The 12,355-nt window shown below is 60.8% G+C and carries 10 protein-coding genes; all 10 read right to left on the bottom strand.

What is annotated here, in order from left to right:
- Positions 1–201 precede the first annotated feature (201 nt).
- The 10 genes from AC25BC_RS07145 to nuoL all read right to left on the bottom strand — a co-directional run bounded on the left by AC25BC_RS07145 (position 202) and on the right by nuoL (position 12,355).
- On the bottom strand, positions 202–885 hold the full coding sequence (locus tag AC25BC_RS07145; protein WP_012756976.1) for an ABC transporter ATP-binding protein: 684 nt from the start codon (positions 883–885) through the stop codon (positions 202–204).
- A 14-nt stretch (positions 886–899) separates the two neighbouring features.
- A complete protein-coding gene (locus AC25BC_RS07140) occupies positions 900–2,204 on the bottom strand; it encodes a lipoprotein-releasing ABC transporter permease subunit (protein WP_012756975.1) in 1,305 nt (434 codons plus the stop codon).
- Between the two features lie 15 nt (positions 2,205–2,219).
- Positions 2,220–3,542, bottom strand: coding sequence for a proline--tRNA ligase (gene proS, locus AC25BC_RS07135; RefSeq protein ID WP_012756974.1), 1,323 nt, complete (start codon positions 3,540–3,542; stop codon positions 2,220–2,222).
- A gap of 589 nt (positions 3,543–4,131) precedes the next feature.
- Entirely contained in the window at positions 4,132–4,407 is a 276-nt protein-coding gene (locus AC25BC_RS07130; RefSeq protein ID WP_033180323.1) for a DUF1467 family protein, read from the bottom strand.
- A gap of 113 nt (positions 4,408–4,520) precedes the next feature.
- A complete protein-coding gene (gene mce, locus AC25BC_RS07125) occupies positions 4,521–4,925 on the bottom strand; it encodes a methylmalonyl-CoA epimerase (RefSeq protein WP_128439648.1) in 405 nt (134 codons plus the stop codon).
- Positions 4,926–4,927: 2 nt separating this feature from the next.
- A complete protein-coding gene (locus AC25BC_RS07120; RefSeq protein ID WP_033180325.1) occupies positions 4,928–6,598 on the bottom strand; it encodes a ribonuclease J in 1,671 nt (556 codons plus the stop codon).
- A gap of 17 nt (positions 6,599–6,615) precedes the next feature.
- Positions 6,616–7,380: a biotin--[acetyl-CoA-carboxylase] ligase gene (locus tag AC25BC_RS07115; protein WP_128439647.1), complete on the bottom strand. Its 765-nt coding sequence runs from the start codon at positions 7,378–7,380 to the stop codon at positions 6,616–6,618.
- On the bottom strand, positions 7,380–8,825 hold the full coding sequence (nuoN, locus tag AC25BC_RS07110) for an NADH-quinone oxidoreductase subunit NuoN (protein WP_128439646.1): 1,446 nt from the start codon (positions 8,823–8,825) through the stop codon (positions 7,380–7,382). Before nuoN ends, AC25BC_RS07115 begins: the two co-directional genes overlap by 1 nt.
- 18 nt (positions 8,826–8,843) lie before the next feature.
- Entirely contained in the window at positions 8,844–10,355 is a 1,512-nt protein-coding gene (locus tag AC25BC_RS07105) for an NADH-quinone oxidoreductase subunit M (RefSeq protein ID WP_017993623.1), read from the bottom strand.
- A complete protein-coding gene (gene nuoL / locus AC25BC_RS07100; RefSeq protein ID WP_012756967.1) occupies positions 10,355–12,355 on the bottom strand; it encodes an NADH-quinone oxidoreductase subunit L in 2,001 nt (666 codons plus the stop codon). Before nuoL ends, AC25BC_RS07105 begins: the two co-directional genes overlap by 1 nt.

The raw sequence follows: 12,355 nt of genomic DNA, 5'->3' as shown, positions 1-12,355 counted from the left end.
GCTGCCGCCACCTTTCTCCCCGTAAACGGGGCGAAGAGGATATGCCGCGACCCTTCAGTTCCTCGCCAATCTCTCGCATGGCACGTCCCCTCGCCCCATTTACGGGGTCCGAAAGACGGGGCGAGGCCAGTGGCTCGACCCCGGTAGGTTAGTTCTGAGGGGCAATCATCGGCGTCAACCTGACAGCCATGGACCGCAGTCTCAGAAATCGACGATCTTGCCGTCAGAGATCGTCACACGCCGATCCATGCGGCGGGCGAGCTCGTGGTTATGGGTAGCGATAAGGGCAGCAAGGCCCGACTGGCGCACCAGCGCTTCCAGCGCCTCGAACACGTAGCTTGCCGTTTCCGGGTCGAGATTGCCGGTCGGCTCGTCGGCAAGAAGCAGGGTCGGCGCATTGGCGACGGCACGGGCAATCGCAACGCGCTGCTGCTCGCCGCCGGAAAGCTCGCCGGGGCGATGCGAGCCACGATGGCCGATGCGCATGTAGTCGAGAAGCTGGCCGGCCCGCTCTCCGGCTTCCTTCCAGGAAAGCCCGGCGATCAGCTGCGGCATCATGATATTTTCGAGTGCCGAAAATTCCGGCAGCAGGTGGTGGAACTGGTAGACGAAGCCGATTTCGCTGCGGCGGATGGCGGTGCGTTTCTCATCGCTCAAGCCGTCGCAGGCATGGCCGTTGATGTTGACTTCACCGCCGTCCGGATGCTCCAGCAGGCCGGCGATATGCAGCAGTGTCGACTTGCCGGTGCCGGAAGGGGCGACGAGAGCGACAGTCTCCCCTTTCGATATCGAAAAATCTGCGCCCTTCAGGATCGAGAGCAGCGTATCGCCCTGCCCGTAATGGCGCTCGACGCCGGTAAGCTTGAGAACGACGTTGCGTTTCATGAAGGCGGCATTCCTTATTCGTAGCGCAGGGCCTGCACCGGATCGAGCCTGGAGGCACGCCAGGCCGGGAAGATGGTCGCGATGAAGGAGAGCGTCAGCGCCATGGCAACGATCGAGATCGTTTCGCTGAGATCCATCTCGGCGGGCAGCTGGCTGAGGAAATAGACCTGCGGATTGAAGAGCACGGTGCCTGAAATCCAGGAGAAGAACTGGCGGACGGATTCGATGTTGACGCAGACGAGAACGCCGAGCAGCACACCGGCAACGGTGCCGACGATGCCGATCGCCGCGCCGGTCATGAAGAAGATGCGCATGATTGCGCCGGCGCTGGCACCCATGGTGCGCAGGATGGCGATATCGCTGCCCTTGTCCTTCACCAGCATGATGAGGCCGGAGATGATGTTCAGCGCCGCGACGAGCACGATCAGCGTCAGGATCATGAACATGACGTTGCGCTCGACCTGCAGCGCCGAGAAGAAGGTCTGGTTGCGCTGGCGCCAGTCGGTGATGGCGATCTGGCGGCCGGCCGCCTCCTCCACCTTGGGCCGCAGATTGTCGATATCGTCAGGGTGATCGACGAACAGCTCGATCGACTGCACCAGTCCCTCGGCATTGAAATAGAGCTGCGCTTCCTCGAGCGGCATGAAGATGATCGAGGAGTCATATTCCGACATGCCGATCTCGAAGAGGCCGGAGATCTTGTAGGATTTGATGCGAGGGCTGACGCCCATCGGCGTAATGTCGCCATCCGGTGACGTCAGCGTAATGAGGTCGCCGACGCGCAGACCGAGCTGATCGGCCATGCGGGTGCCGATCAGCACACCCTGGCCGGAGGCATAACCCACCATGTCGCCTGATTTGATGTTGTCAGAGATCGTCTTAAGCTTGGTCAGGTCCTCGGCGCGGGCGCCGCGCACCAGAGCGCCGGTGCTGCCGCCGGCCTGGGCCGAAGCGAGCACCTGACCTTCCACCAAGGGGAGCGCCATCTTGACGCCCGGCACCGCGGCGAGCTTGCTGCTGAGGACAGGATAATCGGTGAAGGGGCCGTCGACCGGCTGGACGATCATGTGGCCGTTAATGCCGAGGATGCGCGAGACGAGCTCGGTTCGGAAGCCGTTCATGACGGCCATGACGATGATCAGTGTCGCAACGCCCAGCATGATGCCGACGAAGGAGAAGCCGGCGATCACCGAGATGAAGGCCTCCTTGCGACGGGCGCGCAGATAACGCCACGCCACGAGGCGTTCGAAGGTGGAAAATGGCTTGCCAGCCGGACCCAAGCCGGATTTTGAACTCCGGTCCACTGCTGCGTCTGCCATTTCGCCTCCGTTTCCTTAAGCCACGAACCGGTTGATCGCCGCTTCGATGGTCATCGTTTCGCGGGCGCCGGTCTTGCGGTCCTTCACTTCAACTTCGCCGTTGGCGACCGCGCGCGGGCCGGCGATGATCTGGACGGGCACACCGATCAGGTCGGCGGTCGCGAATTTCGTACCGGCCCGATCATCGGTATCGTCGTAGAGCACATCCTTGCCGGCCTTGGTCAGCGCGGCATAGATCAGCTCGCAAGTATCGTCACAGGCCTGATCGCCCGCCTTCATGTTGATCACAACGATATCGAAGGGAGCGACCGATGCCGGCCAGATGATTCCGTTGTCGTCATGCGATGCTTCGATGATGGCGGGAACAAGGCGTGTCGGGCCGATACCGTAGGAACCCATGTGAACGAAGTGTTCCTTGCCATCAGGTCCCTGCACTTTCGCACCCATCGGCTCGGAATATTTCGTGCCGAAATAGAAGATATGGCCGACCTCGATGCCACGCGCCGACAGGCGGTCGCCTTCCGGAACGGCGTTGAAGGCCGCCTCGTCGTGCATTTCCGAGGTCGCAGCATAGAGCGAGGTCCATTTGTCGAAGATCGCCTGCAGGCCCTCGACACTGTCGAAATCCGTGTGTGCACCAGGAATATCGAAATCGACGAAATCCTTGTGGCAGAAGACTTCGGATTCGCCGGTGTCAGCGAGGATGATGAACTCATGGCTGAGCTTGCCGCCGATCGGGCCGGTGTCGGCGCGCATCGGAATGGCGCGCAGGCCGAGCCGGTCGAACGTGCGCAGGTAGGCGGCGAACATCTTGTTATAGGAATGCTCCGCCCCTTCGCGCGTCAGGTCGAAGGAATAGGCATCCTTCATCATGAATTCGCGCGAGCGCATGGTGCCGAAGCGCGGGCGGATCTCGTCGCGGAACTTCAGCTGGATGTGATAGAGATTGAGCGGCAGGTCCTTATAGGATTTGACGGAAGAGCGGAAAATATCCGTCACCATCTCTTCATTGGTGGGACCATAGAGCATCGGCCGATCCTGGCGGTCCTTGATGCGCAGCATCTCCTTGCCGTAGGCGTCGTAGCGGCCGCTTTCCTGCCAGAGTTCGGCCGATTGCAGGGTCGGCATCGACAGCTCGATGGCGCCGGCGCGGTTCTGCTCGTCGCGGATAATGGCGTTGACCTTGTCGAGCACGCGCTTGCCGAGCGGCAGCCAGGAATAGATGCCCTGCGACTGCTGGCGGATCATGCCGGCGCGCAGCATCAGCCGGTGGGAGACGATTTCCGCTTCCTTGGGGTTTTCCTTGAGGATGGGCATGAAATAGCGGGACAGACGCATGGCGGATTCCGGAGCGGTTGAGATCCCGCAGCAGGCGGAATCGAAAGACCATTGTTAATGTCGGGAGCGTTCATAGCCGCTTCGCGGCAGGAAGGAAACCCGCAACGGATGCCGGCAACCTCCCGGAAGCGCATGTTCGCACCCGCAAAATGAAAGGGCATAAAAAAGCGCGTGTTTATAAGGACTTGAACCAAAATCTTGTCAACAGAAAAATTTTGCTAGAGTGTAGCAAAAATGCAAAAAAAGCTGATGACAAAGCCCAATGTTTGAGCTAGTTTTAGCTCACAAAACAGGCAGGAAGTTAAATTCTTGCCGAATTCGCGGTCAAGTCTTGGGAGGATCAGATCTTAGGCGCGCTCGTCGCAGCCCCGGCAACGGTTACAGATCACGCGATACTTAAAACAAGGCTTTTAGCCTTGTTTTTTTTTGGCTTTTCGGCCTCCACCCATTCAGAAATCCAGCCGGCTTCCGTAAGGGTATGGCCATCATTCCGTTACGAGAGCTCTTTGCCGCAACAGTATGACGCCGGTATGACGAAATTCGCTTTCAATAGGTTTACATCTGCTCAAAGTTTGAGCAAAAGCCAGGCTCAGTAGAAGCTGGGGCCGAGTTGCGGCAGGGCATCAAAGCCCCAGCCGAAATAGGTGTCGCAGACGTACCAGAGGCCGTAGACCAGGGCCGAAATCAGCGTCGTCAGCGAAAACACGAAAGCGGCGCGAAACCGGGTAGGCGCGCTCGGAACGGTGCCGAGCACGACATCATTGTCGTCCGCCTGGGTGCGCAGGCCGATCGGCAGGACGGCAAAAAGCGTCATCCACCAGATGATGAAGTAGACGGCAAATCCCTGAAGAACGATCTGGAGCATTATGGTTCCCGTTGATGCCGCGCTGATATCGCGTCCTTATACGGCGGAATGGCGGCCAACTCAAAGCGGACGAAACGTTTAGCCGCCCTCGGGTCACTCTGCCGCAGCAGGGCTCAGGCCTGTTCGAGTTCGATCAGCGTGCCGAAGAAATCCTTGGGGTGTAGAAAGAGTACCGGCTTGCCATGTGCACCGGTCTTCGGCTGGCCATCGCCAAGCACCCTTGCGCCCGCCGCGACCAGCCGGTCACGGGCAAGAAGGATATCGTCCACCTCGTAGCAGATGTGATGCATGCCGCCGGATGGGTTCTTTTCGAGGAAGGCTGCGATCGGCGAAGTATCGCCGAGCGGTTGCAGCAATTCGACCTTGGTGTTCGGCAATTCGACGAAGACGACGGTGACGCCGTGTTCCGGCAGAGCCTGCGGCTGCGATACGGCAGCGCCCAGCGTATCGCGATAGGCCGCCGTCGCCGCGGCCAGATCGGGCACGGCGATGGCGATATGGTTGACCCGGCCGAGCATGGTCAAACCTTGGTGACGAAGGCGGTGACAAGAGGTTTCTTGCCCCAGGTGTTGTTCGCGGCCGAGCGGATGGCGCGGCGCACGGCCTCCTGCAGCATGTCGATATCCTTGCGGCGGGCGCGCGGAATGCTCTCGATGGCGCTGACCGCCGCGTCGAAGAGCGTATCCTCCATATCCTCGCCCTCGTCATCGTAGGTCGGCAGGCCGATCGAAATGAGGTCTGGTTCGCCGACGATGTCATAGCGGGCGTCGAGCACGACGTTGACCGCGACATGGCCGACATAGGAGAGCTTCTTGCGCTCGCCGATGCCCATCTCGTCGAAATCGCCGATCAGCGTGCCATCCTTATAAATCCGGCCATGCGGCGCCTCGCCGATCACCTCGACGGGACCCGGCGCCAGCCGCAGGATATCGCCGTTGCGCACCCGCGGCACCAGTGCGATGCCGGATTGCTCGGCAAGTTCCTTATGCGCCGTCAGATGTGTTGCCTCGCCATGCACCGGCACGACGATCTTCGGCCGCGTCCACTCATACATCCGCTGCAACTCGTTGCGGCGCGGATGACCGGAAACGTGGACCAGCGCCTCGGTATCCGTGATGATGTGCACACCCTGCTCGACGAGGCCGTTCTTGATGTCCTGGATCGCCTTCTCGTTGCCGGGAATGGCGCGCGAGGAAAAGACGACGATATCGCCCGCCGCAAACGCCACATTGCGCATCTCGTCGCGCGAGAGCTTGGCAAGGGCAGCCCGCGCCTCGCCCTGGCTGCCGGTCAGGATGACGACGACCTTGTCGCGCGGGATGTAGCCGTATTCGTCCTCGGAGATGAAGGGCTTCACGCCTTCCATCAGGCCGATATCCTGGGCGACGTTGACGACGCGCTTCAGCGAACTGCCGAGCAGCAGCACTTCGCGGCCCGCCGCCTCGGCAGCTTCGGCAACGGTGCGGATACGCCCGACATTCGAAGAGAAGGTGGTGATCGCCACCCGGCCCTCGGCATTCTCGATGATCTTGCGCAGGCTTTCCGACACATCCTTCTCGGAGGGCGAAACACCGTCGCGCAGCGCATTGGTGGAATCGCACATCAGCGCTAGCACGCCCTCATCGCCGAGCTGGCGGAAACGTGTCTCGTCGGTCAGCGGCCCGAGCGAAGGCTCGTGGTCGATCTTCCAGTCGCCGGTATGGATGACATTGCCGACCGGCGTGCGGATCATCAACGACATCGGCTCGGGGATCGAATGGTTGACGGCCACACCTTCGATGCTGAAGGGGCCGACATTGATTGTATCGCCGGCTTTGAACGGCGTTACCGGCACTTCGCCGATCTTAGCCTTCTCGAAATTACGCTTGGCTTCAAGCAGACCTGATGTAAAACCAGAGGCATAGACCGGCACGTTGAGGCCGGGCCAGAGGTCGGCGAGCGCACCATAGTGGTCTTCATGCGCATGGGTGATAATGATCGCCTTGAGGTTCTTTCGTTCGCTGGCGAGGAAGCGGATATCGGGCAATACGAGGTCGACGCCCGGCAGGTCAGGCCCAGGAAAAGTGACGCCACAATCGACCATGATCCACTGGCGATGCTCGGGCGGGCCGTAGCCGTAGAGAGCGAGATTCATGCCAATCTCACCGACACCGCCCAGAGGCAGGAATACCAGTTCGTCCTGTTTCGCCATAATTTTCGTTTTTTCCGCTAACCAAAAAACACATCACCGGCAGCAATGGGCATTATCCTGCCAGCGCCGGTATCGAGCATCAACAAGCCATTATCATCAATTCCGGCGAATTGTCCGGAAATCGATCGGTCCGGCAAATTGACCGTAATCTTTTCGCCGATGCCGCAGGCGATGGCGCGCCAGAGCGTCGTGATCTCGCCGACGCCACGGCCCTGATCCCATATTTCAAGCACTTCCGCCGCGGCGGCGAAGAGATGCGCGAAGAGTTCTTCCGGCGAAGCCGCACTTCCCTGCTGACGCAGACAGGTAACGGGGTAGAGCGGATTGTCGGGCATTACCGAGATATTGATGCCGATGCCGACGATCAGCGCGTAACGGCCATCCGGCAGCCCCTCGCCTTCGACGAGAATGCCGCAGGTCTTCTTTCGGCCGATGAGGATATCGTTCGGCCATTTGACCTCGAGCGGTTCGGCGCCCAGTGGCAACACCCTGCGGATCGCCTGTTGCACGGCAACGGCGATCGCCAGCGGCAGCGAGCCCAGCCGCTCCATCGGCGCCGGGTCGATCAGGAGAAGAGAAGCGTAGAGATTGCCGCGCTCGGAAACCCAGAGCCTGCCGCGGCGGCCGCGACCGCCCGTCTGTCTCTCGGCGGTCACCCAGAGATTACCACCATCGCCCGCCCGAGCCCGGGCGAGGCATTCGCTGTTGGTAGACGATGTTTCCGACAGAGCTTCGTGCCTGAAATCGCCGAGCGATATCCGGCGCCGTCCGTCGGAAGCCATCAAAAGAGCGTCGCAGCGGCAAGCTCTGCCGCGCCGCCGATCGGGCCGCCGATGAGGACATAGGCGGTGACGAAGAGACCGGAGAGACCGAAGACCAGACGCAGCGCTCCAGAGACACGGGCGAATTCGCCGGTCGCCTCATCGAACCACATCAGCTTGATGACACGCAGATAATAGTAAGCGCCGACGACCGAGGCGAGAACGCCGATGATGGCGAGCGCATAGAGCTTGGCCTCGATGGCGGCAACGAAGACGAAGTACTTCGCGAAGAAGCCGGCGAGCGGCGGGATGCCGGCGAGCGAGAACATCAGCGCCGTCAGCACCACGGCCATGAACGGGTTCGTTGTGGAGAGGCCGGCGAGATCGTCGACATTTTCGACGACGGTGCCATCCTTGCGGCGCATCGACATGATGATCGCAAAGGTGCCGAGCGTCATGACCATGTAGATGACCATGTAAAGCATGACGCCGGTGACGCCGGTCTGGTTGCCGGCGGCAAGGCCGACCAGCGCATAACCCATGTGGCCGATCGAGGAATAGGCCATCAGTCGCTTGATATTCTTCTGGCCGATCGCGGCAAACGAGCCGAGCAGCATCGAGGCGATCGAGATGAAGACGACGACCTGCTGCCAGTCCGCCAGAACCGGCTGGAAAGCGGTGATGACGATGCGGGTCATCATCGCCATGGCAGCAACCTTGGGTGCTGCGGCAAGGAAGGCGGTGACCGGCGTCGGCGCGCCTTCGTAAACATCCGGCGTCCACATATGGAAGGGAACGGCCGAGATCTTGAAGGCGATGCCGGCGAGGATGAAGACCAAGCCGAAGATCAGGCCGAGCGAACGCGCGCCCTCGACGGACAGCGCCTGGGCGATTTCGGAGAAGTGGGTGTGGCCGGTGAAGCCGTAGACCAGCGACATGCCATAGAGCAGCATGCCGGAGGAAAGCGCGCCGAGGACGAAATATTTCAGACCGGCTTCGGTCGACTTCAGGCTGTCACGGTTGATCGCTGCGACGACATAGAGCGCCAGCGATTGCAGTTCCAGCGCGAGATAGAGCGAGATCAGGTCGTTGGCCGAGATCATCAGCAGGATGCCAAGGGTCGCGAGCACCAGGAGAACCGGGAACTCGAACTTGTCGAGCTGATTTTCACGGGCGTGGCCGATCGACATGAATATGGCGACCAGCGAACCGATCAGCGCCACCAGCTTCATGAAGCGCGAGAAGCCGTCGGCCATGTAGACGCCGCCATAGGCAAGGCCTTCTGCGGGCACGAAGAGCAGCCACAGGCCGGAGGCCAGGAGCAGGACGATCGCCAAGCCGGTGACGACAAGGCCCGACCGCTCGCCTGAGAAGACGCCGACCATCAACAGGACAAGGGCGCCGACCGCGAGGATGAGCTCCGGCACGGAAAGATGCAGACTGAGGAGAATTGTTTCAGCGGTCATGTCCAATAAGTCCCGTCATCATTTCATAGACAGCGCAACATTCTGCGCTGCGTGCACGGCGGCCGTGTAGTTGTTGACCAGCAGATCCACCGAGGCGGCCGTCGCATCGAAGACCGGAGCCGGATAAACGCCGAAGAAGATGGTCAGCGCGACCAGAGGGTAAAGGATCAGCTGCTCGCGTGGAGAAAGATCGAGCAGCGCCTTCAGCTTTTCCTTCTCCAGCGCGCCGAAGATCACCCGGCGATAAAGCCAGAGCGCGTAGGCAGCCGAGAGGATGACGCCGGTGGCGGCAAAGAGCGCTACCCAGGTGTTGACGCGGAAGACACCGATCAGCGTCAGGAATTCGCCGACGAAGCCCGACGTGCCGGGAAGCCCGACATTGGCCATGGTGAAGACCATCATCGCCACGGCATATTTCGGCATGTTGTTGACGAGGCCGCCATAGGCGTTGATCTCGCGGGTATGGGTGCGATCGTAGACGACGCCGACGCAGAGGAAGAGCGCGCCGGAGACGATGCCGTGCGAGAGCATCTGGAAGATCGACCCCTGAACACCCTGCATGTTGGCGGCAAAGATGCCCATGGTCACATAGCCCATGTGCGCCACCGAGGAATAGGCGATCAGCTTTTTGATATCGTCCTGCATCATCGCCACCAGAGAGGTGTAGATGATGGCGATCACAGACAGTGCGAAAACCAGTGGCGCGAAATAATCGGACGCCACCGGGAACATTCCGAGCGAGAAGCGGATGAGACCGTAGCCGCCGAGCTTCAGCAGCACACCGGCCAGGATTACCGAGCCAGCCGTCGGCGCCTGAACGTGGGCATCGGGAAGCCAGGTATGGACCGGCCACATCGGCATCTTCACCGCGAAGGAGGCGAAGAAGGCAAGCCATAACCAGGTCTGCAGCGCCGGCGGGAACTTGTAGGCGAGCAGCGCGGTGATATCGGTCGTGCCGGCCTGCCAGTACATCGCCATGATGGCGAGCAGCATCAGCACCGAGCCGAGCAGCGTATAGAGGAAGAACTTGTAGCTCGCATAGACGCGGTCCTTGCCGCCCCAGACGCCGATGATCAGGAACATCGGAATGAGGCCCGCCTCGAAGAAGACGTAGAAGAGCACGATATCGAGCGAAACGAAGACGCCGATCATCATCGTTTCGAGGATGAGGAAGGCGATCATGTATTCCTTCAGGCGCTTCTCGATCGAGAGCCAGCTCGCCAGCACACAGAAGGGCATGAGGAAGGTCGACAGGATGACGAACAGCATCGAGATGCCGTCGACGCCGAGGTGGTAGCCAATGCCGGTGCCGAGCCAGTCATGCTTCTCGAGCATCTGGAAGCCCGGATTAGCATTGTCGAAGCCGATCCAGATGAAGAGCGAGACGACGAAGGTGAAGACGGTAGTGATCAGCGAGATCCACAGCACGTTCTTCCGGCCGGTTTCGCTCTCGCCATTCATCAATAGCAGGAGCACCACGCCGACGAGCGGCAGGAAGGTGACCGTTGAAAGAATAGGCCAATCGGTCATCAGAAGGAACTCCCGAGCATCATCCAGGTAACGAGCGCCGCAATGCCGATCAGCATGGCGAAGGCGTAGTGATAGAGGTAACCGGTCTGCAGGCGGACCACGCGATCAGTGACGGCGACGACGCGAGCGGCGACGCCGTTCGGGCCGTAGGTATCGATGACTCCGACATCACCTTTCTTCCACAGGAAGCGGCCGAGCGCCTTGGCGGAGCGGACGAAGAGGAAGTCGTAGAGTTCGTCGAAATACCACTTATTCAACAGGAACTGGTAGAGCACGCGGTGCTGCTGCGCCAGGATGCGCGGCGTCTGCGGCGAGCGGATATACATGTACCAGGCGGTGACGAAACCGAGCACCATGGCGATGAACGGGCTCAAAGCCACGAGCGCCGGAACATGGTGGAACTCTTCGACCAGTTCGTTCTCGGCGCCGGTAAAGAGCGCCCCCTTCCAGAACTCGGCATATTCCTCGCCGTAGAACCGGCCTTCAAAGATCACGCCAGCAAGCACTGCGCCGATCGCCAGCAGATAGAGCGGCACAAGCATGACCTGCGGCGACTCATGCACGTGGTGCATCACCTCGTGCGAGGCGCGTGGCTTGCCGAAGAAGGTCATGAAGATCAGGCGCCAGGAATAGAAGCTGGTGAACAGAGCCGCGATGACCAGCAGTGAGAAGGCAAAGCCCGAGACCGGCGAATGCGATGCATAGGTCGCCTCGATGATCACGTCCTTGGAGAAGAAGCCAGCGAAGCCGATCGGCGTGAAGGGAATGCCGACGCCGGTGATCGCCAGCGTGCCGATGATCATCATCCAGAACGTCACCTTGATGTGCGGCCGCAGGCCGCCCATGTAGCGCATGTCCTGCTCACCATCGACGGCATGGATGACCGAGCCGGCGCAGAGGAAGAGCAGCGCCTTGAAGAAGGCGTGCGTGAAAAGATGGAAGATCGCCGCGCCATAGGCCCCTACCCCGAGCGCTACGAACATGTAGCCGAGCTGCGAGCAGGTGGAATAGGCGATGACGCGCTTGATGTCGTTCTGCACCAGGCCGACGGTTGCCGCGAAGAAGGCGGTGATCGCGCCGATCACGGTGACGACAACCAGCGCATCCGGCGACAGTTCGAAGAGCGGCGACATGCGGGCGACGAGGAAGACGCCGGCGGTGACCATGGTGGCGGCATGGATGAGGGCCGAGACCGGGGTCGGGCCTTCCATGGCGTCAGGCAGCCAGGTGTGCAGCAGGAACTGCGCCGACTTGCCCATCGCGCCCATGAAGAGCAGCAGGCAGATGCCGGTCAGCGCATGCGCCTTGTCGAGCTGCATGCCGAAGAGATTGAGGATCACCTCGCCCGCTTCGCCGCCGCCTTCATGCGGGGCGAAGTTCGAGGCATTGGCGAAGATCGTGTCGAGGTTGATCGAGCCGAACAGCACGAAGACGCCGGCAATGCCGAGCACGAAGCCGAAGTCGCCGACGCGGTTGACGATGAAGGCCTTCATCGCCGCGGCCGTCGCCGACGGCTTCTTGAACCAGAAGCCGATCAGCAGATAGGAGGCGAGACCGACGCCTTCCCAGCCGAAGAACATCTGGGCAAGGTTGTCAGCGGTCACCAGCATCAGCATGGCGAAGGTGAAGAGCGAGAGATAGGCGAAGAAGCGCGGGCGATGCGGATCGGTATGCATGTAGCCGATCGAATAGACATGCACCAGCGTCGAGACCGTGTTGACGACGATCAGCATGACGGAGGTCAGCGTATCCACACGCAGCGACCACGAGACGTCGATGCCGCCGGACTGGATCCAGCGCAGCACCTCGACCTTGATCGGGCCGCCTTCGGCATGACCCATGCCGACGGTGAAGAAGACGACCCAAGACAGGATGGCGGCGATGATCATCAGGCCGCTGGTGACATATTCCGAAGCCTTGGCGCCGATGGCGCGGCCGAAAAGGCCGGCGACGATCGCACCGATCAAGGGAAGAAAGACGATAGCCTTATAGAGGAACAT

The sequence above is a fragment of the Rhizobium sp. WSM409 genome (genome assembly GCF_057653825.1).
The sequence above is the reverse complement of the archived record's forward strand: the minus strand, read 5'-3'. Positions and strand labels throughout refer to the sequence as shown.

Coding starts and splice junctions, on each gene's coding strand:
- nuoL (WP_012756967.1), bottom strand. CDS start 12,355: ATGTTCCTCTATAAGGCTATCGTCTTTCTTCCCTTGATCGGTGCGATC.
- AC25BC_RS07105 (WP_017993623.1), bottom strand. CDS start 10,355: ATGACCGATTGGCCTATTCTTTCAACGGTCACCTTCCTGCCGCTCGTC.
- AC25BC_RS07130 (WP_033180323.1), bottom strand. CDS start 4,407: ATGCTCCAGATCGTTCTTCAGGGATTTGCCGTCTACTTCATCATCTGG.
- AC25BC_RS07140 (WP_012756975.1), bottom strand. CDS start 2,204: ATGGCAGACGCAGCAGTGGACCGGAGTTCAAAATCCGGCTTGGGTCCG.
- AC25BC_RS07145 (WP_012756976.1), bottom strand. CDS start 885: ATGAAACGCAACGTCGTTCTCAAGCTTACCGGCGTCGAGCGCCATTAC.
- proS (WP_012756974.1), bottom strand. CDS start 3,542: ATGCGTCTGTCCCGCTATTTCATGCCCATCCTCAAGGAAAACCCCAAG.
- mce (WP_128439648.1), bottom strand. CDS start 4,925: ATGCTCGGCCGGGTCAACCATATCGCCATCGCCGTGCCCGATCTGGCC.
- nuoN (WP_128439646.1), bottom strand. CDS start 8,825: ATGACCGCTGAAACAATTCTCCTCAGTCTGCATCTTTCCGTGCCGGAG.
- AC25BC_RS07115 (WP_128439647.1), bottom strand. CDS start 7,380: ATGGCTTCCGACGGACGGCGCCGGATATCGCTCGGCGATTTCAGGCAC.
- AC25BC_RS07120 (WP_033180325.1), bottom strand. CDS start 6,598: ATGGCGAAACAGGACGAACTGGTATTCCTGCCTCTGGGCGGTGTCGGT.